This window comes from Candidatus Binatia bacterium (assembly GCA_029243485.1).
In the GTDB taxonomy this organism is placed as follows: Bacteria; Desulfobacterota; Binatia; order UBA12015; family UBA12015; genus VGTG01.
This window is the reverse complement of record JAQWRY010000086.1, coordinates 656,591-678,272: the sequence shown is the minus strand read 5'-3', so window position 1 is coordinate 678,272 and position 21,682 is coordinate 656,591. Positions and strand designations below refer to the sequence as shown.

General features: G+C 65.4%; 23 protein-coding genes. 6 read left to right on the top strand and 17 right to left on the bottom strand.

Features of this window, described 5'->3' with window-relative positions; translation table 11 throughout:
* Nucleotides 1–49 precede the first annotated feature (49 nt).
* Genes P8R42_27980 through P8R42_27965 form a run of 4 tightly spaced genes read left to right on the top strand, consistent with a single transcriptional unit; the run spans nt 50 to nt 4,182 of the window.
* Nucleotides 50–1,477 carry an FAD-linked oxidase C-terminal domain-containing protein gene (locus P8R42_27980; GenBank protein MDG2308436.1) on the top strand — a complete coding sequence of 476 codons (1,428 nt, stop codon included), beginning with the start codon at nt 50–52 and terminating at the stop codon, nt 1,475–1,477.
* Complete coding sequence (locus tag P8R42_27975; GenBank protein ID MDG2308435.1) at nt 1,474–2,751, top strand: FAD-binding oxidoreductase; 1,278 nt, start codon at nt 1,474–1,476, stop codon at nt 2,749–2,751. The genes P8R42_27980 and P8R42_27975 overlap by 4 nt, the downstream gene beginning before the upstream one ends.
* Entirely contained in the window at nt 2,751–3,995 is a 1,245-nt protein-coding gene (locus P8R42_27970; GenBank protein ID MDG2308434.1) for a heterodisulfide reductase-related iron-sulfur binding cluster, read from the top strand. Before P8R42_27975 ends, P8R42_27970 begins: the two co-directional genes overlap by 1 nt.
* 1 nt (nt 3,996) lies before the next feature.
* Nucleotides 3,997–4,182: a hypothetical protein gene (locus tag P8R42_27965; GenBank protein MDG2308433.1), complete on the top strand. Its 186-nt coding sequence runs from the start codon at nt 3,997–3,999 to the stop codon at nt 4,180–4,182.
* 120 nt (nt 4,183–4,302) lie between these two features.
* On the opposite strand, the gene P8R42_27960 is transcribed toward P8R42_27965, so the two are convergent.
* From P8R42_27960 to P8R42_27925, 8 genes are all read right to left on the bottom strand, one after another.
* Nucleotides 4,303–4,617, bottom strand: a complete 315-nt coding sequence (locus P8R42_27960) for an isocitrate lyase/phosphoenolpyruvate mutase family protein (protein ID MDG2308432.1) — start codon at nt 4,615–4,617, stop codon at nt 4,303–4,305.
* A gap of 1 nt (nt 4,618) precedes the next feature.
* Nucleotides 4,619–4,759 carry a hypothetical protein gene (locus P8R42_27955; protein MDG2308431.1) on the bottom strand — a complete coding sequence of 47 codons (141 nt, stop codon included), beginning with the start codon at nt 4,757–4,759 and terminating at the stop codon, nt 4,619–4,621.
* A 75-nt stretch (nt 4,760–4,834) separates the two neighbouring features.
* Nucleotides 4,835–5,251, bottom strand: a complete 417-nt coding sequence (locus P8R42_27950) for a hypothetical protein (protein MDG2308430.1) — start codon at nt 5,249–5,251, stop codon at nt 4,835–4,837.
* Entirely contained in the window at nt 5,248–5,469 is a 222-nt protein-coding gene (locus tag P8R42_27945; protein MDG2308429.1) for a SelT/SelW/SelH family (seleno)protein, read from the bottom strand. Before P8R42_27945 ends, P8R42_27950 begins: the two co-directional genes overlap by 4 nt.
* A 4-nt stretch (nt 5,470–5,473) precedes the next feature.
* Complete coding sequence (locus P8R42_27940; protein ID MDG2308428.1) at nt 5,474–6,022, bottom strand: methylamine dehydrogenase light chain; 549 nt, start codon at nt 6,020–6,022, stop codon at nt 5,474–5,476.
* Nucleotides 6,023–6,034: 12 nt separating this feature from the next.
* Nucleotides 6,035–6,640 (bottom strand): methylamine dehydrogenase accessory protein MauD, encoded by a 606-nt coding sequence (gene mauD / locus P8R42_27935; protein MDG2308427.1) that lies wholly within the window; start codon nt 6,638–6,640, stop codon nt 6,035–6,037.
* Nucleotides 6,637–7,179, bottom strand: coding sequence for a MauE/DoxX family redox-associated membrane protein (locus P8R42_27930; GenBank protein ID MDG2308426.1), 543 nt, complete (start codon nt 7,177–7,179; stop codon nt 6,637–6,639). The genes mauD and P8R42_27930 overlap by 4 nt, the downstream gene beginning before the upstream one ends.
* Nucleotides 7,176–8,444 (bottom strand): amine dehydrogenase large subunit, encoded by a 1,269-nt coding sequence (locus P8R42_27925; GenBank protein ID MDG2308425.1) that lies wholly within the window; start codon nt 8,442–8,444, stop codon nt 7,176–7,178. The genes P8R42_27930 and P8R42_27925 overlap by 4 nt, the downstream gene beginning before the upstream one ends.
* Before the next feature lie 113 nt (nt 8,445–8,557).
* On the opposite strand from P8R42_27925, the gene acnA reads away from it, so the two are divergent.
* Nucleotides 8,558–11,260 carry an aconitate hydratase AcnA gene (acnA, locus tag P8R42_27920; protein ID MDG2308424.1) on the top strand — a complete coding sequence of 901 codons (2,703 nt, stop codon included), beginning with the start codon at nt 8,558–8,560 and terminating at the stop codon, nt 11,258–11,260.
* A gap of 6 nt (nt 11,261–11,266) precedes the next feature.
* Here the strand turns inward: acnA and P8R42_27915 are convergent, their stop codons facing one another.
* Entirely contained in the window at nt 11,267–11,614 is a 348-nt protein-coding gene (locus tag P8R42_27915; GenBank protein MDG2308423.1) for a hypothetical protein, read from the bottom strand.
* An 81-nt stretch (nt 11,615–11,695) separates the two neighbouring features.
* On the opposite strand from P8R42_27915, the gene P8R42_27910 reads away from it, so the two are divergent.
* Entirely contained in the window at nt 11,696–13,009 is a 1,314-nt protein-coding gene (locus P8R42_27910) for an AarF/UbiB family protein (protein MDG2308422.1), read from the top strand.
* A gap of 13 nt (nt 13,010–13,022) precedes the next feature.
* Here P8R42_27910 and P8R42_27905 read toward each other — a convergent pair whose 3' ends face one another.
* From P8R42_27905 to ctaD, 8 genes are read right to left on the bottom strand one after another with little or no spacing between them, the layout of a single operon-like run.
* Entirely contained in the window at nt 13,023–13,526 is a 504-nt protein-coding gene (locus tag P8R42_27905; GenBank protein MDG2308421.1) for a hypothetical protein, read from the bottom strand.
* Nucleotides 13,526–15,799, bottom strand: coding sequence for a cytochrome c oxidase assembly protein (locus P8R42_27900; GenBank protein ID MDG2308420.1), 2,274 nt, complete (start codon nt 15,797–15,799; stop codon nt 13,526–13,528). Before P8R42_27900 ends, P8R42_27905 begins: the two co-directional genes overlap by 1 nt.
* A 19-nt stretch (nt 15,800–15,818) precedes the next feature.
* The gene (locus P8R42_27895; protein MDG2308419.1) at nt 15,819–17,312 is read right to left on the bottom strand and encodes a cytochrome b N-terminal domain-containing protein; all 1,494 of its coding nucleotides are present in this window, start codon (nt 17,310–17,312) and stop codon (nt 15,819–15,821) included.
* A 9-nt stretch (nt 17,313–17,321) separates the two neighbouring features.
* Nucleotides 17,322–17,858, bottom strand: coding sequence for a Rieske 2Fe-2S domain-containing protein (locus P8R42_27890; protein ID MDG2308418.1), 537 nt, complete (start codon nt 17,856–17,858; stop codon nt 17,322–17,324).
* Nucleotides 17,851–18,570 carry a c-type cytochrome gene (locus P8R42_27885; GenBank protein ID MDG2308417.1) on the bottom strand — a complete coding sequence of 240 codons (720 nt, stop codon included), beginning with the start codon at nt 18,568–18,570 and terminating at the stop codon, nt 17,851–17,853. The genes P8R42_27890 and P8R42_27885 overlap by 8 nt, the downstream gene beginning before the upstream one ends.
* Nucleotides 18,567–19,403, bottom strand: a complete 837-nt coding sequence (locus P8R42_27880) for a hypothetical protein (GenBank protein ID MDG2308416.1) — start codon at nt 19,401–19,403, stop codon at nt 18,567–18,569. The genes P8R42_27885 and P8R42_27880 overlap by 4 nt, the downstream gene beginning before the upstream one ends.
* Before the next feature lie 13 nt (nt 19,404–19,416).
* Nucleotides 19,417–20,004, bottom strand: a complete 588-nt coding sequence (locus P8R42_27875) for a heme-copper oxidase subunit III (GenBank protein MDG2308415.1) — start codon at nt 20,002–20,004, stop codon at nt 19,417–19,419.
* Nucleotides 20,001–21,677, bottom strand: coding sequence for a cytochrome c oxidase subunit I (gene ctaD, locus P8R42_27870; protein ID MDG2308414.1), 1,677 nt, complete (start codon nt 21,675–21,677; stop codon nt 20,001–20,003). Before ctaD ends, P8R42_27875 begins: the two co-directional genes overlap by 4 nt.
* Nucleotides 21,678–21,682: the final 5 nt, after the last annotated feature.

Below are 21,682 nucleotides of genomic sequence, written 5' to 3'. Positions count from 1 at the left end.
GCTCGCGGCGCGCTGTACAGTCGCTCGAGGGGGGTCTAGAAACACCTTGATGCTGCCTCCGGGATTCGCTCAGCGTCTGCGAGGTCTCGTGGGCGGCGATGGCGTCGTCGACCAACCCGAGTCGCTCCTCGTCTATGAATGCGACGGGTATACGCTGGAGCGCGGGGCGCCCGATATGGTCGTACTGCCCCGCACCCCGGCCGAAGTCGCCGAGGTGCTCCGACTGCTGTGGGCCGAGGGCATCCCGTTCGTTCCGCGTGGCGCCGGCACCGGACTGTCCGGCGGGACGCTTCCGGTCGAGGCACCGGTCATGGTGTGTACGAGCCGCCTGCAAGAGATCGAATCCGTCGACGTCGCCAACCGGCGGGTCGTCGCCCAAGCCGGCGTCGTGAACCTCTGGGTGACACGAGCCGTCAGCGAAGCGGGGCTCCACTTCGCGCCGGACCCGTCGAGCCAGACCGCATGCACGATCGGCGGAAACGTCGCCGAGAACTCGGGGGGCCCACACACGCTGAAGTACGGCGTGACGACGAACCACGTGCTCGGCGTCGAGCTCGTTCTCCCCACCGGCGAAATCGTCGAACTCGGAGGTCCCGTCGAAGACCACATCGGCTACGACCTGACCGGTCTCGTCGTCGGGTCCGAAGGCACGATGGGTCTCGTGACGCGTGCCACCTTGCGGCTCTCGCGAACCCCCGAGTCGTATCGAACGTTCCTCGCCGTCTTCGACTCGGTCGCCGAGGCGAGCGAGGCCGTCTCCAGCATCATCGCCGACGGAATCATTCCCGCCGCGCTCGAGATGATGGACGGACTAATTCTACGCGCCGTCGAAGAGGCGTTCCACGCCGGTCTGCCGGTGGATGCGGGCGCCGTTCTATTGATCGAGCTCGACGGGCCCGAGGCCGGCCTCTCCTCCCAAGCCGAGGAAGTTCGCGCCCTGTGCACACGGCACGGCGCCGTCGAGGTCCGCAGCGCAGCCGACGATGCCCAGCGGGCTCTGCTCTGGAAAGCGCGGAAGCGCGCGTTTGGAGCCGTTGGAAGGCTCGCGCCCAACTACTGCACGCAGGACGGTGTCGTTCCGCGCACCCAGGTCCCGGAGATCCTCCGGCGCATCTCGGCCACCGCCGAGAAGTACTCTCTACGGATCGGCAACGTGTTCCACGCCGGTGATGGCAACATCCATCCGATCATCCTCTTCGACGAGCGCGACACGGACGAAGTGCAGCGCGTCCTCGCGGCCGGCAAGGAGATCCTGGAGGCTTGCGTGGAGCTCGGCGGCAGCGTCACGGGCGAGCACGGCATCGGCGTCGAGAAGATCGCGCAGATGCCCCTCCTCTTCTCGCCCGACGACCTCCACGCCATGACGACGCTGCGCTCCGTCTTCGATCCCGAGCGGCGCGCCAATCCGCACAAGCTGCTGCCCGACTCGAAGGTCTGCGTCGAGGCACGCGCCCCCAGACGACAGGCGGCGATGTGAGCGGCTCGACGGGCACCAGTCCGTTCGAAGACGCCGTCGGCGCGGCGCATGTCACCGAAGCAGCACCAACCGACGCGATCGACGGCGTGATGCCGCGATGGGTCGTCGAGACGGCCACCGCGGCTGAAGTCGCCGTGGTTATGAAGATCGCGCATGACCACGGGCTCTCGGTGGTCGCCCGCGGGCTCGGCCGGCACCTCACTCTCGGCAACGCGCCGCGCACCGTCGACGTGGTCCTGTCGCTCTCCCGCATGAACCGGGTGCTCTCGTACGAGCCGGCCGACATGACGGTACAGGTGGAAGCGGGCTGTTCGCTGCTCGCTCTCGGAGTGGTCCTGTTCGAGTCGAGCCAGTGGCTGCCCCTCGACCCGCCGTTCGTCCCGCAGACGACCGTCGGCGGACTCCTCGCGACGAATCTGACGGGTCCGTTGCGGGCATCGCAGGGCTCGGCCCGCGACCTTCTGATCGGAATCCGAACGGTCGCTCCCGACGGGACCATCGTCGCCGGGGGTGGTCGGGTGGTGAAGAACGTCGCGGGATACGATCTCCCCAAGATGCACATCGGCGCGCTCGGCACGCTCGGGATCATCGTGGAGGCCACGTTCAAAGTTCGGCCCCGCCCCCACGAAGAGCGCGCCCTCGAGATCACCTGCAAGGATCCGGCGGAGGCGGCGACGATGGCTCTCGAGATGCGGGACGCCTGCGAACCGTTCTGGCTTCATCTCGGAAATCAGGGCGACGCGGCCTGGACGATCGTCGCCGGTGCCGGTGGACGATCCGAGGAAGTCACCGCCGCTCTTGCGAGCTACCGTCGAATCGCGGAAGCGCGCGGCGCTACCATGCGCGACGTCTCAAACGCAGCCGAGACGCGGCATCACCTCGCGGATTCTAGCGCGGAGGCCGACCGCAACGTGCTTCGAATCTCCACGCTCCCGACGCGCGTCGGCGCCCGCCTGGTCTCTCTCGAGGCCGCCGCGACGCGGCTCGGAGCGGCGCCCGCGTTCCACTGCGACATCGCCTGCGGGATCATCCGAATGAGCATCGACGCCGCCGCCCACCTCGCAGACCTCGTGGCCGAAGCCCGGCCCACCATCGAACGAGACGGCGGATGCCTCGTCGTCGAGCGCGCAAACGCGGCCGACAAACAGACGCTGTCAGAGATCGGCGGTGTCTGGGGCGACGCCGGTTCGGGTCTGCCACTCATGCGCGGCCTAAAGGAAGCCTTCGATCCCACTGCGCTCTTGTCCCCCGGCCGCTTCGTGGGAGGAATCTGATGGCCGCCCCGGAAATGCGCTTCGTCGAGACCGACAAATTGCTGTCGTGCGTGCACTGCGGACTATGTCTTTCGTCGTGCCCAACGTATGTGGAACTCGGCACCGAGGCCGACTCCCCGCGAGGACGAATCCTCCTCATGCGCGCGCTGGAAGAGGGACGCCTTCAACCCACGCCGGAGGTCACGAGCCACCTCGACAGCTGCCTCGGGTGCCGGGCGTGCGAGACGGCGTGTCCGTCCGGCGTTCCGTACGGCGCCCTGATCGAAGCAGCGCGGCCGTTCGTCGAGCAACACCGTTCTCTGCTGACGAGGTTCGCCCGCTGGGTGCTGGACGCGTTCCTCACGTACCCCACCCTCCGCGGCGCGGCGACGGCGCCCCTTCGCCTCCTCGCAGGAAAGCCGTGGACCGCGTATCTCGCGCGCGCGACGTCCTCCTCCCTGATCGGCTACGCGGCCGCCCTCCCGGCCTGGCGCGGCGCCACCACTCTGCCCACGGAGATCGAGCCCGAGGGGCCGGAGCGCGGGACCGCGGTACTCCTCACGGGCTGCGTCGCGCACTCGTCGTTCCCCGACACGACCGTCGCCATCGCGCGCCTCCTCGCCCGAGCGGGAGTCCGCGTGAAGATCCCCGCGGGCCAAGGATGCTGCGGCGCGCTTTCCCTTCACCTGGGTAGCGACGTTCGAGCCCGCGATCGCGCACTTCATCTCATCCGACGCGTCGTCGACGACGATGCGCAGTGGTACGTTTCGACCGCCGCGGGTTGCGGCGCCCACCTGCGCGAATACCACGAGCTGCTGCCCAACGACTCCGGTGCCGCTCGCATCGCGGCGGGCGCACGAGACCCGCTCGACCTTCTCGCCGAACTGGGGCTACCCCCACCCCGCAATACGCTCGACCTGAAGGTCGCGATGCACGACCCGTGTCACCTGCTGCACGGCCAGGGCGTGAAAGACGCGCCGCGACAGCTTCTGCGCGAGATCCCCGGCGTGCAGTTGGTCGAGCTCTCCGAAGCCGAGTTCTGTTGCGGGAGCGCCGGCACGTACAACCTGACGGAACCGGAGATCGCCGGACGCCTCCTCGAGCGGAAGCTCGCCGACATCCGAAAGAGCGGTGCGGACGTAGTGGCCGCCGCGAATCCCGGCTGTATCCTTCAGATCCGGGCGGGAACGATCTTGGGCGACATGCCCGTCGAGATCGCTCACCCCATCGAGCTCCTCGCTCGCGCCCACGGCGTCGGAGGCTGACATGGCAAAGGATCACCCCGCACTCGCAACGCTGCGCAAACTGATCGCCGAACTTCCGGAGACCTCCGAGAAGATCTCGCACGGCAGCCCCACCTTCTGGGGCGGCAAGAAGACGTTCGCGAGCTTCCACGACAACCTCTATGGCGACAACCGCGTCTCGGTCTGGATCAAGTCGACGGTCGACTAGAGCGTGATCCGTGATCTGCTCGAGGACGGCTGGAGACTGGTCGCGCCGAAGCGGGCGATCAAGGCGTTGGACGAGAACTGACCGCCGACCCGCCCTGCGGACGATCACGATGACGGTCCGCTAGGAGCCCTTGAACGCCTCGTTGATCGCCCCCGCCGATTCGAGTGTCTTCGTCCAGAACGCGGTCGCGCCGGGACCGAGGATTTCGTTCGCGGCTTCGACGAGCGCTGCGTTCGTCGCCAGGTTGAACGCGCTCTTAAACGAGATTCGAGCCACGCCGGTTTCGAAGATCTCGGCGACGGTGGACGCACCGGGCAACACGAGTGCGTTGAGCGGTCGATCGACGGCCGCGACGACGCTCCGGATGTCCCCGATATCGCTCAAGCCAGGTGCGTAGAGAACATCGGCGTGCCCGATCGCCTCATCGCGGGTCACGTCACCGTCCTTTGGCCACGCGTGGAGGCAAGCCCGCGCTGGTCGTCGCGAGTGCCTCGAGCCCCAGAGAGCCGAGGATCCGGGTCGACCCGACATCCCACGAGTTCGGCATCAGGAAGGACCCGGCGTGCAGTTCGCGCAAGCGCTGTCGTTTATCCGTACCGCCACTGTACTACGGGCCGAGCCGTGGTAGCGGCAGATCTCGGACGCTGATCTTTCAACGAACCTCGGCGGCCACCTCGGGGCCGGCGAGAAGTCGCGCGCGAAGCTCCGTCGGGTCGCGGAGCGGCAGGGCACGCCATTTTTTCACCTCTGCTGCGGTGTACGCGGGAGAAACTCCGGCCCCGCCGAACTCGACGAGCACCCAGTTCATCAGCGCCGCGAGGCGTTCGTCGGTCACCGGGGCCTGCGCGACTCCAGGAGCCCGAATCAGGTACGCCCGCCCCTCGGGGAGCCGCAGAAAGCGGTCGAGACCCACGAGGCTGGGGACCTCATCGGGGGCGCCCGAACCATCGGGGCGATGACAGCCCGAGCAGTGCAGAACGTAGTCTTGTTCTGGCGGGACCTGAGCGACGACGGGCATCGCCCAAAGCTCCACGCAGAGTGCGGCGGTGATCGCGGCTCCCGATCTCATCCGTCGCCGAGCGCGTCTACGATCTCCCTCTCCTCGGGGAACCGACCGGTCTCGTGCTTTGAGAAGATCTTCTTCCCGTCGACGACGACGTCGAAGACGCCGTTGTCCCCCTTGATGAGTTCGGGCTCGACCTGGAACTTCGCTGTCAATGTGGCCGCCAAACTGGAGGCCTGGGGCAGGTAGTTTCAACGGCCGCAGTATTCGATCGAGATCTTCATCGGGTCATTTCTCCGGTTGGCCTTCGACGGCGACACCGAGCACGATGGCGACGGAGCAGTGATATACCTGCGACTTCGTCCCGTAACACCAGTTGATGTCGTTGTTACGATACCAATGATAAGCGGGCCGCTCCCCCTCGTTGCGGTTGCAGAAGCAACGCCCGCACACCTTCTTCCCGCAACAGTCGTTGTACGAGATGATGTAATCTTTCCCGTCGGCCGGATTGCGACAAGTACCGACCCATGTGACCGGCGCCATCTCCGTCCCCGGCGGGCACGCGGTAGTCGATCCCCCGCAACAGCCGCAGAGCAGACCGTCGATCGCGCAGTACCGCCAATACTCGCAATCCTGCGAGTCGCCCTCGGGACCCTCGATGTCTTCGGGTGCGGCCGACACACGCGCTGGACCCTTCGCCGCTCGCGCGACCGGCAGGAGAGGCACCGCAGCGCCCCCGACCAGCCCCAGGCCCACACGAGCAAGAAAGCTCCTGCGACCCGAGCGCCGCGCGAGGCCGCGCGTCATCCCTTCAAACCAACGATCGAGCACACTCATCGCGCCTTACTCCTACACCGCTTCCGCGCGAGACGTGCGCTGGTCGAGATATTCCTGGATCGACGCCACCCCGAGACCACTTGCCGCGAAGAGGCTCTCCACGTGCTCCCGGGTGTTCACGATGCCCTTGGCTCGAACCACCCCGGCCTCGTCGATGAGGACGGCGTACGGGAGCTTCGCCACCTGAAAGGCTCGTCCGAGTTCAGTCGAGAGGATGTACGGGAACCGGTCGAGCGCGTGCTTTTGGACGAACGAGCGATGCTCCTCGATCGGCCCGTCGCTCGCGAGCATCAGGGATACCGCACCCTCGCGGCCGACCACCCGTTCGACTGTCGGCAGGAGCGTCTTGCAGACCGGACAGGTCGGCGACACGAAAAACAGAAGCGTCGCGGCTTCACGCGCGCCTCCGAGACTCCATTCGCGCCCCTCGACGTCCACCAGATCGAACTGGGGCGCGGCGTCGCCGACGGCCGGCCCCTCCGCGGTCGCGAGCGCGCCCACCGGCGCGACGCGCTCGTGCAGAACTCCGACTTGCCGCGCGAGCGCCACGACGATCGCGGCGAGCACGAGCACCACGACCCAGAGCAGCACGTTGGAAATCACGAGAGCCTCGATCATGGCGACCTCCGGACAGCCTGCATGCGCGGCCACTGCGATACGAGCTGATTGGCCGAGGTCCAGAGCATCGCGAGCGTCGTGCACCCTGCTATGCCCGCGAAGGCGTCGAGGGCGGATAGCGACCGAGCCCCGGCCGGCAACCCGACGACGAGTGCCGCCAAGAGAAGCAGAACGTTGCGGAGCACGAGCCATTCGCTGAGCGGCTGGCGCTGGGCGGGACCGAAGCACCCACAATCGAGATCACGCCGGCCGCGCGCCAGATTGAGAATGATGCCCGCCGTGTAGATCGCCAGCAGAGCGGCCGCCGCAACACTCGACGATCCATGTGCGGCCGGCACCAGAAGCGCAATCGCAATCACGACCTCAAAAGCACCGAGAACCAAGGCCGCCGGACGTTCCAGACCCACCGGCAACACCTCGTACTCACGCACCACCGCGGCGAAGCGAGGCAGATCCCGCCACTTGTGACTCGCCGACCAGGCGAACAGCAGTGCGAGGGAACCGCGAAGCGTCCCATCGAGCAATGGGTCGAGCGTCACGGCACCACCAGGGTCGCGCCCGAAAGACCGACCTGCTCGAGGTCGCGCAGGTGCTCGCCGGACATCGCATCCAACACGCCGACCGCGCCCAAATCGACGTTGCGGGCGAACAGCAATGGCGCGTCGTCCTGCGTGACCGCGATCGTGTGGACCCCCGGTGGAGGCAAGAGGTAACCCAGAACCCTTACGGCGAAGCTGTCCTTCTCGATTTCGAGGAAGGGCCGGACAAACGGTATCAGCACGTTCGGCGCTTCGATCTCCATCACGCGCTCGTGCGTTTTGGAATCGTAAACCCAGATCGCCAGACCGGGATCCTTGTGAGTTCCCGTTTTGTCCGTCTGATGGACGACCGAGTAGAGCCGACCCGAAGCCCAATGCAGGGCCAGATGCTGGAAGCCACCGACCTTCCACTCGGCCTTTCGTTCGGCTTCGGTGAAGAGCGACCAGGGCTTGCGCGCGACGGGCTTCTCACCCGAGAAATCGATCTGGTGGAGCATGCCGTCGAATGAAGCGAACGACCACGTGGTGCCGTCGCGCACGCCTGAGACCGTGACCGGGTCGGCCACCACGTCAAAAAAAGTATCGCTCGAAGTCGTCCGAACCTCGTTTCCCTGCGCATCCAACTCGACCAGGAGCGCGGTCCCATCGCCACAGAGCATGCCGAAGCGCTGGGGCCCGACCGCGTAGACCATCGAACAGCCACCCGTCACGATCTCCGTCACGAGCCGCCGCTCCTCGAGATCGATGATGGAGACCGAGGAGCCGGGCGATTGGTTCAGCGCCACGAAGAAGCGCTCGCCGTCGAGAACCGCACCCAGCGCGATCCCCTGCCCGGTGTCGGCGGCCGTGGGAGGGATCTCGATCTCCGCCTGCACGGCGAGATCTTTCGCATCGTAGACGACGACCTGGTCGGTGCGCGCTCCGCGCAAGCCACGCGAATAGTACGTCTCGATCGAGTAGACCTCGCCGCGGCCCTGGGCGGCGTAGACCGGCCGCGCACCGACACCGCTCGCCGTGTCCACCGCGCCCAACATCTCACCGGTGTCTCCGTCGAACAGAAGAGAGTGCTGCAGTACCCTATCCTGGACCCAGACCCGGTGATCCGGACGACCGCTCGGCACCGTCGCGACCTGCCCCCAATCCTCGGCGGCGTCCGACACGGCGACGGGCGGAATCTCCCCGACCGACTCGGTGGCGCAGCCTCCGAGACCCATCGCGAGCCACCCCGCAACGACCAGGCGACCCAGATTCGCAACCCAACGCATGACATGTTGAGTACCGCCTTCGAGCCACGCTCCCAAGACCCGCAATCCCGGGGTCCACAGGCGGTGAAAGCCCTTGAATTGCAGGCATTCCGGGTGACGGCTAAATCGCACGCATGACGCAGAACACAACGCAGCACTCGCTCTTCGATACCCTCACGGATCTCTCGGCCCCCGCGGGCGGGAAGTACTACTCCCTGCCGCAGCTCGAGAAGGCGGGGATCGCCGAGATTTCGCGCCTGCCGGTGTCGATCCGGATCGTTCTCGAGTCCGTTCTGCGTAACTACGACGGGCAGCAGATCACCGAGGACGATGTTCGCGCCCTGGCCAACTGGGCGCCAACCGGCGAGCGCACGGACGAGATCCCGTTCGTCGTCGCGCGCGTTCTTCTCCAGGACCTCACTGGCGTTCCTCTTCTGGTCGACCTCGCGGCGATGCGCTCGAAGGTCGCCGAGCTCGGCAAGGACCCGAACCTGATCGAGCCCCTCGTCCCGGTCGACCTCGTCGTCGATCACTCCATCCAGGTCGACGTCGCGGGCGTCTCGCACGCACTCACGCGCAACATGGAGATCGAGTTCCAGCGCAACCGCGAGCGGTACCAGTTCCTCAAGTGGGGCATGCAGGCATTCGACACGTTCAAGGTCATCCCGCCGGGCATCGGCATTTGTCACCAGGTGAACCTCGAGCACCTCGCACCAGGCGTCCTCTCGAAGAACGACGTCTACTACCCAGACACCCTCGTCGGCACAGACTCGCACACCACGATGATCAACGGACTCGGCATCGTCGGTTGGGGCGTCGGCGGCATCGAGGCCGAGGCCGGAATGCTAGGGCAACCGATCTACTTCCTCACGCCGGACGTGGTCGGTGTCCACCTCACCGGCAGCCTTCCCGAAGGCGCGACGGCAACCGACATGGTCCTGCGCGTCACCGAGCTTCTGCGACAGACGAAGGTCGTCGGCAAGTTCGTCGAGTACTTCGGCGAGGGAGCGGCCAATCTCCCCGTTCAGGATCGCGCGACAATCTCGAACATGTCTCCCGAATACGGTGCGACGATGGGCTTCTTCCCCGTCGACGAGCAGACGTGCACGTACCTCGAGGCGACGGGCCGGTCGGCCGAACAGGTCGAGAACGTGCGAAACTACTTCACCGCACAGGGCATGTTTGGCATGCCCGCCGCGGGCGACTGCGAATACAGCCAGATCGTCGAGATCGATCTCTCCACGATCGTTCCCGCCGTCGCTGGACCGCGCCGCCCCCAGGATCGGATCGAGGTCACCAACCTGAAGGAACGCTTCGACGAGCTGCTGGGCGCCCCTCTGACCGACGGCGGCTGGAACAAGAGCGCAGACGACCTCGGAAAGAGCGCCCCCGTGCAACTCAATGGGCATAAGGAGACGCTCAGCGACGGCGACGTCGTCATCGCTGCGATCACCTCGTGTACGAACACCTCCAACCCGAGCGTGATGCTCGCCGCCGGCCTGGTGGCGAAGAAGGCCACGGCGAAGGGGCTCACGGTACGGCCCACCGTGAAGGCATCCCTCGCTCCCGGCTCCCGCGTCGTCTCCGACTACCTCGAGAAGACCGGCCTGCAGCAACACCTCGACACTCTCGGCTTCGACCTCGTCGGCTACGGGTGCACGACGTGCATCGGGAACTCCGGCCCGCTCGATCCGAAGATCGAGGAAGCCATCGACGGGCATGACGTCGTCGCGGCGAGCGTTCTTTCCGGAAACCGGAACTTCGAGGCACGCGTTCATCAGAAGGTCCGCGCGAACTTCCTCGCGAGCCCGCCCCTCGTCGTCGCATACGCGCTGGCCGGCACTGTCGACATCGACTTGTCAAAGGAGCCGCTGGGCAAGGACACCGAGGGCAACGACGTTCTCATGAAGGACATCTGGCCTTCGCAGGACGAGATCCGCGACTGCCTGTTCTCGGCGACCGACCCGGAGACGTACCGCCGCCTCTACTCGGACTTCAGCGACCAGAACCCGCTGTGGAACGACATCCCGTCGAGCGCCGGCGACGTCTACGCCTGGGACGCCGACTCGACCTACATTCAGAACCCGCCGTTCTTCGACAGCTTCGGCCCCGAGCCCGGCACCGCGGCGGACGTCGTCGGCGCTCGTGCCCTGGCCGTCTTCGGCGACTCCGTCACGACCGACCACATCAGCCCCGCCGGAGCGATCAAGCCAGATTCGCCGGCCGGCCGCTATCTCCAGGAGAACGGCGTCGGCATCAAGGATTTCAACAGCTACGGCTCGCGACGAGGCAACGACCGCATCATGACCCGCGGCACGTTCGCCAACGTCCGCATCAAGAATCGGATGGTCCCGGGTGTCGAGGGCGGCGTGACGAAGCACCAGCCCGACGGCGAGCAGATGGACATCTACGACGCAGCGATGAAGTACAAAGAGGAAGGCACGCCGCTGGTCGTGCTCGCCGGACAAGAATACGGCACGGGAAGCTCACGCGACTGGGCGGCAAAGGGAACGCAGATCCTCGGCGCGAAGGCGGTCGTGGCGCAGAGCTTCGAGCGCATCCACCGCTCGAACCTGGTGTTCATGGGCGTGCTCCCGTGTCAGTTCGCCGACGGCACCGGCCCCGAGACGCTCGACCTCGACGGCACGGAGTCGTACGACCTCACCGGCCTCGCAGGCGGCATCCAGCCGCGCATGAGCCTCACGCTCACGATCACGCGGGCCGACGGCAAGACCGAGCAACACCCGGTTACCCTGCGCATCGATACCCCGATCGAGGTCGACTACTACCTAAACGGCGGCATCCTGCCTTACGTCCTCAGGCAGTTGATGGACTGACGGGCGCTATCGGCCGAGGAATCCCAGGACGGCGGCGGCCACTGCGGCGGGCTCGGGGGTTGGCAGGACCACCGTGTACCCAGCCTCCGCAACCCGCGCCGCGAGGTCGGAGCCGAAGTCCTCAGTGAAGTCCTCGGGGGCCCGAGCAAAGCTGGGCACCATGACGACGACCCGAGAGGTCTCGGCCTTTCCCAGAACCTCGTAGGCGACGGTCGCATCGCCGATGGAAACGGTCGCGCTTCTCTGAGTCACCGTTCCTCCGTCACTGGCATCGTTGCCACAGCCTGCAGCAAACAAGGGCACCGTGATCGTGAGGAGCGCGGCGCTCCTGGGGATCCACCCCGAGATGGACATCGGGCCAGGGTGATAGCCCAGGAGACCAGAACCCGGCAATACACGTTGCCGGGCGGTCCCCCGTCCGCGACACTCCCCTGAATGCGCTCTCGTCCACGCCGGTTCATCGCCCAGGGCTGGCTCGTGGCCCGGGTCTACGTGGGCTACAAGTGGGTCCAACTCCTCGGGAAGCTCGGCCGCAACACCGATGCGGCGCTGGATCGCCGGCATCAGCGAAGTGCCGAAGCGATCTACGAACTCTCGGTCCGGCTGGAAGGCCTGCCCATCAAGGTCTGTCAGTTCCTGGGAGCGCGAGCCGATGTGCTCCCCAAACCGTACGTCGAGGTGCTGTCGCTCCTGCAGGACCGGGTGCCGCCACGGTCGATGGACGAGATCGAGCCGTTCATCCGTGCGGAGATCGGCAAGCCGCTTGACGAGGTCTTCGCCGAGCTCGATCGCGAACCGATCGCGTCCGCGTCCCTCGCCCAGGTTCACCGCGCGCGCCTGCACGACGGCCGCGAGGTCGCCGTCAAGGTCCAGTACCCGGAGATCGAAGAGGTCGTCATGAACGATCTCGAGAACTTCAAGTTCTTCGTAAAGGTCCTGTCCAAGATCGAACGCAACTTCGATTTCACAGTCGTCATTCGTGAGGTCGAGAAGTACGTCCCGCTCGAACTGGACTTCCTGCACGAGGCGAAGAACGCCGAAAAGATGAAAGCCTGTCTCGCCAAGCGCACGGACGTGTTTGTCCCCGGCGTCATTCGGGAGTTCAGCGCGCGACGCGTGTTGCTGACGGAGTACGCACCCGGCGTCCGCGTGACCGACCTCGACGGCCTTCGCGCAGCCGGGGTCGAGCCGCAGGCCATGGCCGACCTCCTGATCGACCTGTTCAGCGAGATGGTTCTGGTACACGGCTTCTTCCACGCCGACCCGCACCCGGGGAATCTTCTCGTCCAACCCGACGGACGCCTCGTCGTGCTCGACTTCGGCCTCGCGAAGGACTTCGAACCGGGCTTCCGCGAGGGAATCACGAAGCTCGTGCTCTCGATCATGACGAACGACAAGGTCCAGATCGGGCTCGCCTTCCGCGAGCTCGGCTTCAAGACGAAACGAGAAGACGACGCGAGCCTCGCCCTTCTCGGCGAAGCCTTCCTCGGCTGGGCCCTCCGGAATCAGAAGTCATACGCCGAGCCCTCGATGCTCCAGCACTTCAACGAAGCGCTCCCCGAGGCGATGAAGGACAACCCTCTCGTCGAAGTCCCCAGCGACATCCTGCTCGTAGGACGCGTATCCGGCCTCCTCTCGGGAATCGGCAAGCAGCTGGGCTCACACGTCGACATCGGAGCGGCGCTCCTGCCCTACCTCGCTGCGGCGCCCGCGCCTTCCAGTCCGCCCGAGTCCACGGGCGGAGCCTGACGCACGCGCCCTCCTAACGTTCGCGAAGCCACTGCTGGAGCAGGAAGACCCCGACAACCAGGATCGGCATCAAGAGCCACGGCCAAAAGCGCGCGGCGGGGGCCAACGCAGGGGCCGCGCTCAGCGTGGCGTCCACGGCACTTCGGTCTTCTCCACGTTCGACGACGACTCGCAGGCCCCACGGGCCCGGCGCCGGAACCTCGATTCGCGCGGCGTACAAGAGCTGGTTCGTCGCGAGCGTGTGGTCGGCAGTCGCCTCGGAGATCGCCTTGCCGCCCCCGTACAAGGAGATCACGACATCGGCATCGAGCACCGCGCTCTCCTCATCGGGCTCCTGCACCAACACGCTCACGTCGACCGGCCCGGCCCGTAGGGGCACGGGGGATGCGAAGACGGTGACGAGCAAGCCGCCCTGTTCCCCGCGCGCGACGACCGCACCCCCGTCGGCGTGCGCGTAAGGCGCCGTGAGGAGCCCGGCCCACACTGCGAGCACGGCGAAGACGCGTCCGAGTCCCATCAAGGCATGATCATGCCGCGCATCTCCATCGGCTGGAAGAGGATCCAGACGCCTGCAACGAAGAGTAGGCTCGCTACCGTCGCCCAGGGAGCAAGCGCGGCCAGAGCCGAAGAGAGCCGTTCCGCGCCGGGCCGGACGACGCGCCAACCCAGGTACAGGCTCGCGAGCAGGCCGAGATCGAGGAGAAGGATCTGCACCGACCGAAAGCCGTCGCCGGGGGCCGCCATCGAGTGAGCCGCCGACCAGTCGGGCGGGCCCGTGGACATCCCGACGTCACCCAGCGCGCGCACGGACGTGGGCAGAGCCGCCCCGGCGCCGGTCACGAGATGGAACAGGAAGTGATCGGCCCACATCGCCATACCGAGCGGTACGAGCGCGAGCGCGAGGCGGCAGAGTAGTGTGCGGCCGCCGAGCTCCGGTATCAGCAGCCGGCCCCACCAGCGCCCGGTCGCCGCAAGGGCTAGAGGAAGCACGATCAGCGTCATCAGTAAAAAGACCGTGAAGGCCGGAGCTGTCGACGAGAACCCCAACGAACTCGACACGCTCTGGAGACCGGCGACGACGGGCTCGACCATCCCGGCTGCGTTCACGAACGCACCGAAAACTACGACCAACGCGAGCGCTGCGACATCCGGACGCGCGCCAAGGCGGCCGAGCCCCGCCCGAGGCGGGTCCACGATCAGCTCGCTCGCGGGCAAGCGAGGCAGGAGGCCTACGTTGTCGTGAGGGCACGCGCGTACGCAGTCCATGCAGAACGTGCAGTCCAGATTTCCGACCTTCGCCGGAAGGAACAGGTCGAGCTCACATCCAGGCGCACCCTCACGGCCACGAATGCAGTCCTGCGTCGTGCACGTCCCACAAGCGTCCGCAGAGCGGACGGTGACCTCGAGCGGTGAGATGAGGCTGCCTACGAAGTTGAACTGCCCGATCGGGCAAACGTACTTGCAGAAGCTCGCGCCCTTGAACAGTCCGTCGACCACGAACGCCGTGACGAAGTACCCGAGCAGGATCCACGCCGTCCACAGCGGGCTGTCCCACAGAGCGAAGACCTCGTAGCCCCAGAGATAGAGCACGAAGAGCGCCACCGCGAACCACTTCGACCGCAGCACCGCCGGCCACGCTCGCGACGGCGCGAAGAATTTTCGACCCACCGTTCGCGGCAACAGGAAGGGGCACGCCATGCAGAACAGGTTCCCAGCGAGGAGCAGACCGATGACGATGCCGGCACGAGCGTAGGTCCACGGCACAACACCCGCGAGGCTCATCGCGCCCATCTGCGGCCCAAAGAAGCCGTCGACGATGACGACGGCCGCGATCAACAGGAGAACCACCTGCATCACCGCCCGTCCCGAACGGGCACGTAGAACCGCGCCGATACCGGGCCAGCGCAGGACGTCGGTCCCCCTGCGCGGGGCGTTCGGGATCGGCGCCGCAACCGCAGGAGCCCCGGGCCGTACCAACTTCGGCGCGAGTAGGGACACGACGAGGAGCATCGTCGACGCCAGGAGAACGAACGAGCCGGGGACCCACATCACCGCGCCGGCAATCTTCTGATCCTCCAACGCGGACATCCCACCGAGCCTCGGAGCGTTCGCGTACACGGGGTAGATCACCCGCCCGGAGAACACGAAGAGTGCGGAGAAGGCGGTCGCCTGTAGCGAGGCCAGAAAGAGGTACGGCACCATCATCCACCGAGACCAGCGCGGCCGACTGGGCCACGGCTGAATCACGGGGAACCAGAACAAGAGAGAGGCAAAGAAGAAGCTCGCGTGCTCGGCCTCGTGCCAGAACGGATCGCGCAGCGCGGTCTCATACAGCGCAGGCAGGTGCCAGATCCACATGGCCCCCGCGAAGGCGAGCCAACAGACGACGGGGTGCGTCAAGAAGGCCCGCACCCGGTGCAACACCCGCCAACCGAGAAACGGACCGAGTCCGTCTCGGCGCGCGACGTGCGGCAGTCCGTGGAGGAGCGGCAGCTCCGGCCGGCCGAGCCACAGAAGCGGGGGAGCCACCATCATGAGGAGAAAGTGCTGCGTCATGTGAACCTGGAGCAACAGGTCCGCAAACGCATCGAGGGGCGACGCGACCGCAACGAAGAACACCGCGAGCCCGGAAACGAAGCAGACCCCGCGCCACGGCGGGAGGCGCTCCGGAAGATCCCGCACCAACCGTCGCCGGCCGCGCAGATAGATCCACGCCGTCGCGACGAGGGCGAGCAGGAGCCACGGCTCGAACCGCCAGGAAGCAATTGCAGCGGACGCGACCGGGTTCACCGCGACCGCCGCAGATGCGTCACCCCGGCTCGCCGGGGACCGACGGAACCGTCGAGTTCCTTTGCACCGGCTCGTACCCCGGGTGCATCGTCTCGAGGAACGCGATCAAAGCCGTGACTTCTTCGGGCTTCAGGTGCTTACCGTACGCCGGCATATTGCCGTCACCCTGGAGCACCTGACGAATCATCTCGTCCTTTGTCTGAATCGTCGCGATGTCGTCGAGCGCCGGACCGCGCAACCCGCCCTGTCCTCCGAGGCTGTGACAGTTCCGACATTGCTTCTGTTGCAGGAGAAGCGCTCCTTGGAGTTCGAGAGGCGTCCTGCCTTTCACGTACTGAATCGGCGTGGGCACCGAGCTCCATGCATCCATGTGCGGCGACCACGGCGACGACAGCCCGAGATACGCAAGCGTGCCGAGCATCAGGAACACGGTGATCACGAGGATCCACGCGCCCGGACGACGCTTCCAGCTCTTTTCTCCGACATTCGAGTAGAACGGCAGAAGAAACGCCGCTGCGATCAGCACCAGGGGCGCCGTGAGAATCAGTGGTGTCTCCAAATACGGAGGCAGGAGCGCGAGAGCCGCGAAGAGCCATAGGAAGAAGAAATCCGGACGCGGCACGGTGTTGATAAGCGTCGGGTCCGGCTGGCCGTTGGGACCATCCGGGCCGAGAATCGCCGCCGCCGCGAACAACGCGATAAGGACGATCCCGGAGAAGACGAGGTCCTTGCGCACGCCCTGCGGCACGAAAGGTTCGCCGTCCCGTGCGATCTCGGCGTGATACTCGTCCATGTACTTTTCGCGCGTAACGAGGCGCCCCGGCATCGGCCACTCGTTGATCCCGACCTTGATCACCAACCAGAGGTGAAGGCCGATCAGCATGAGAAGGACGCCCGGGATCACGAACACGTGCAGCGTAAAGAAACGGGACAGCGCCTCCGCACCGATGATTGGTCCGCCGAGGACCAGATGCACGAGCGACTCCCCGACGACGGGAAAGCGCCCCATGATCGCGATGCCGATCCCGAGCCCCCAGTACGCGTCTTGGTCAAAGCGCATGACCTGCCCGGTGAACGCCATGCCGATCGTACAGAGAAACAGAACGCACCCGACGACCCATGTGAGCTCACGCGGGTACTTGAACGCCCCGAACAGGAAGACCTGCACGAGGTGGATGGTCATGAGCGTGACCATGAAGTTCGAGCCCCAGAAGTGTAGCCCTCGCAGGAACCAACCGAGCGGCTGCTGGTAGTTCAGATAGTCGAGGCTATTCCAGGCCTGATCAGCCGCGGGGACGTACACCAGCGCGAGGCACACGCCCGTGACGATCTGCATGACGAAGCACAGAAGCGTCGCGCTGCCGAAGACGTACCACCAGCTTCCTGAGCTGCTGGGGATCTCGTGTACGATCGGCGGGAGGATCGACTCGCGGAACGACAGGCGCATGTCGAACCAGTCGCCAATCTGCGCGAGCTTGCTCTTGTGCTCCGGCGGTGGCGTGGGGGAACTCATCGACACGCCTCAGACCGGGCCCGACAGCGTGGGGATATTGCCGCCGCGTACCCAGAGTTCCTTGCCACGCAGCTCGTACTCGTACTCATAGAGGCCCCGTGGCGGCGGACCCGACGCGCGCGAGCCGTCGGCATAGTAAACGCCGCCGTGACACGGACACATGAAGAGCTGCGACTCGGGGAACCAGCGTACCGGGCAACCGAGATGCGCGCAGTTGATCGCGAAGACCTGGAACTCGCTCGGTCCTTTTCGGCGAACCCAGCAGGGCACCTTCGCGGTGAAGCCGTCCCAAGGCACGGTAAACGGGTTCTCGTAGCTGGCGAGTCGACACTCGCCCTCGGGGAAGTCCACGACTTCTCCGAGCGGAATCCAAGCCTGATAGGAGCGCTGTCGGAGAGCACCGGCGATGTAGCCGACGACCGGGACTCCGATCATCGCGGCTCCGACCACGTTCAGAGTGACCCCGAGCCCCATCAGAAACCCCCGTCGATTGATCGGTGGGAGTTCCGGCGGCGTTTCGTGCTTGGGGTCGTCCCCGTCAGCCATTTTTCTTCTCCTTGTCCGTGTAGGGCTGCCCGGGGAATTCCACCCGGTGCCCGGCGAGCCACGCCAGGACGTCGGCGATCTGCTGCTCGCTCATCGTCTTCCCGGGCGCGACGGTCGTGAAACCCGGCATCCCGAGGTCCGACCGACCCGCAACCACAGTCGAGCGCAGCGCCTGGTTACTCACGAGAGCGAGATACGCCGGGTCGACGATCGAGCCGTGCGCCGTCCCACCCGTTCCGTCTGTCCCGTGACAACTCGAACAGAACTCCTGATAGACCTGTGCGCCGCGACCGGCATTGCCGAGTTGCGCCGCATACGGCGGGAACGTCACGTCGCGCACCTTGTCCGCCTTGCTCCATCGGTGGCGCATCTCATCGACGACGATGTCGATCTGCGCATCGGTGAGCGCGCCCCCGTGGCCATCGGCGAATGCGGGCATCAACGTACGAGGCACACCCTGCTGGATGACCAACCGCATGTTCGAATCACTCGCGAACGCAAGGTACATCGGATCGTTCAGCGGACGTGCCGCGCCCATCGTTCCGTCGGCGCCGTGACAGCCGGCACAGTTGATCGACCAGAGCACGTCGAAGCTTTTCACGTTCTTCGGGCGAATCGGACGATCCGCTTCCTGCGGCCGCCCCGGCATCGAATCGCAACCGAGCGCAAAAGACAGCGCGAGGAACGCGAACACTTGGGCAGACTTCTTCATCCGTCCGCCTTTCCACTGGAGTCTATGGTCTCGAGACCGGCGCGGACCGCTAGCGGCGCAGACTGCAACGTCTCGATTCTCTCCATCCGCGCGATGACGAAGCCGGCGGTCAGGCCGAAGGCGATCTGAGAAGCCGCGAACCACTCCCACGCGATCCGATCGCTCAGCGCGGGGTTGATGATCCCAAGGCTCGTCGTCAGAAGCCCGGTCCACAGAAGCGGCGCAATGATCCCGCCTGCGATCACCGGGTACTTCGGGAAGATCGGCAGCATGACCGCGTAAAGCAGCCCCATCAGCAGCGAGAGAAGCCCATGGATCAGGATCGCGAGCCCGAGCGCGGTGCCATTGAACTCAATCAGAACGGACGTATCCGCTTGCGCCAGCGTCGGCATCGCCGCGGCCGCGAGCAGGTTGACGGGGTACCAGAGGCTTCCGAACGCGAGCACACCGAAGATTTCCGCGAGAACTGCCATCGCGATGCCGCCCGCGATTCCACCGCGAATGCCGGCCGAGAGAGGGAACACGTGGGTCGGAAGGCGCATCCGATGGCCCTCCTTCCCCAGCTCCAGCGTCTCCGCAGTCTCGGCGGCCGGAACGATGGGCTTCGCTCGGAGCTCTGGCGCGGCGAGCGGCACAAGCTCCTCGTGCTGATGCGGCAACACCTCCCGCCACCAGCCGAAGCCGCCGACGAAGAAGCATACGATTCCCGTCATCGACACGATCGGGTGGGTCACCAATCCGGCGAACCCCAGCGTCATCCCGAACGCCGCCATCAACGGGAAGAGCGTGGGGGCCGGGAGCTCGATGCCTTCTTCGTGTTTTTCGTTCGACATTTCCGCAGCTCAATCAGACGATTAGATAGACGACGGTGAGGACGACGATCCAAACCGCGTCGACGAAGTGCCAGTACCAGGAGAGCACCTCGACCCGCTCCGCCTCGCCGGCGCGGATGAAGCCAGCGAAGCTGAATATCAGAACGCCGGTCAGCATGATCAGCCCGATCGTCACGTGGGCCGCGTGGAATCCGACCAGCGAGTAGAAGGTCGTCCCGAGCAGGTTCGTACGAATCGTGAGGCCGTCGTCGTAGATCAGGCCGTACCATTCAAAACCGGTACCGATCAGAAAGATCAGGCCGAAGATGATCGTGACGAGCCAGAACGCGTTGAACGCCGCCTGATGCCCCTGGCGGAGCGCGCGAATCGCGAGCGTGATCGTGATGCTGCTCGAGAGAAGGAAGATCGTTCCGACGACGGGGAGAGAGAGAACGTCGGCCGCGTACGGTCCGACGAGGCTCTTCCCGAGGTAGAACAGGTGCGCGACGATGAAGATCGAAAAGAAGGCGCACTCCGTCAGAATCAAACACGCCATTCCGACATGCCCGCGCGACGGGAGTGTCCACTCCTCCGCCGAAACCGTTTGGTCTGCGCTACTCATTCGTGGTGCCAATCCGGATCGTCCGGGTGTTTCAGATCCCACAGCGGCCGACGACTCCGCACGGTCGGAATCTTCTCGAAGTTGTACGCGGGCGGCGGTGAGGTGGTGGCCCACTCCAGAGTCCAACCGTCCCAAGGGTCGTCGCCGGCCTCTTCACCCCAGGCGAGAGACGAGAGCACGTTCCACAGGAAGAACAGGACCCCGAGCGCCTGGAAGATCACGCCGATGGAGGTGATGAGGTTCAGCATGTCCCAGCCTCGGCCGGGATCGAAGGTGTAGATGCGCCTAGGCATGCCGAGCAGGCCCTGAAAGTGCATCGTGCCGAACGTCAGATTGAAGCCGAACACGAAGGCCCAGAAGTGCCAGCGGCCCCACTTCTTCGAGAGCATCTTCCCGGTCGCCTTCGGGAACCAGTAGTAGATTCCGGCAAAGATGTTGTAGAGCAGCCCACCGATCAGAACGAAATGGAAGTGCGCGACGACGAAGTAGGAGTCGGACAGCTGCCAATCGAAGGGAACCACCGCGAGCATTACGCCGGTGAGACCGGCGATCACGAACTCGAAGAGAAACGCCGTGACCCACAGCATCGGCATCTCGAATCGTATTCGACCGCCCCACATCGTCCCGAGCCAGTTGAAGATCTTGATCCCCGTCGGAACGGCGATCGCCATGGTACTTGCCGCGAAGAACGTATTGATGCCGGACGAGAGCCCCACCGTGAACATGTGGTGCGCCCAGACCCCGAGGCTGATGAAGCCGATTCCGACCGTCGCGGCGACCATGATTTCATAACCAAAGATCGGCTTTCGCGAAAATACGGGCGTGACCTCCGACGCGATCGCAAACGCCGGAATGATGAGGATGTAGACCTCCGGATGTCCGAACACCCAGAAGAAATGCTGCCAGAGCACGGCGTCGCCGCCGGCCTGAGTGTCGAAGAAGTGTGATCCCAGGAACCGGTCGAAGAGCAACATGACCTGAGCCGCGGTGAGAGGCGTCAGCGCCACCAGAACGAGGAAGCCGTTCACCAGCATGAGCCACACGAACAGCGGCATCTTCATGAGGGTCATGCCGGGGCAGCGCATGCAGATGATGGTTGCGACGAAGTTCAGCGCCGTAGCGGTGCTCCCGAACCCAGCGACCATGATCCCCAGGATCCAGTAGTCCGTCGAATTCCCAGGCGCGAACGCAGGGGACGTCAGCGGTGAGTAGGCGAACCAACCCACATCGGGTGCGGTCCCCATCCCGTACAGTCCGTCGCCACCGATCCAGCTGAAGTAGAACAGCAGCCCACCGAAGAGGAACAACCAGAAGCCGAACGCGTTCAGGCGGGGGAACGCGAGGTCCCGTGCGCCGATCATGAGCGGCACGAGATAATTTCCAAAGCCGAAGAAGACCGGCATCCCGACGAAGAACACCATCGTCGTGCCATGCACGGTCATCAGCCGGTTGAACGTCTCCGGAGTGAGGAAGTCGTTGTTCGGAAGCGCGAGCTGCATGCGCATCATCGACGCTTCGAGACCCGCGATGACGAAGAACAGCAGGCCCGAGCCGATGTACATCAGACCGAGCTTCTTGTGATCGGCGGTCGTCGCCCACTCGTGAAGCCAGAGCCAAATGCTCAGCTTCGAACCTTCCGGCTCCTGGACGATGCTTCCGTCGATCGCGGTCATAGGGG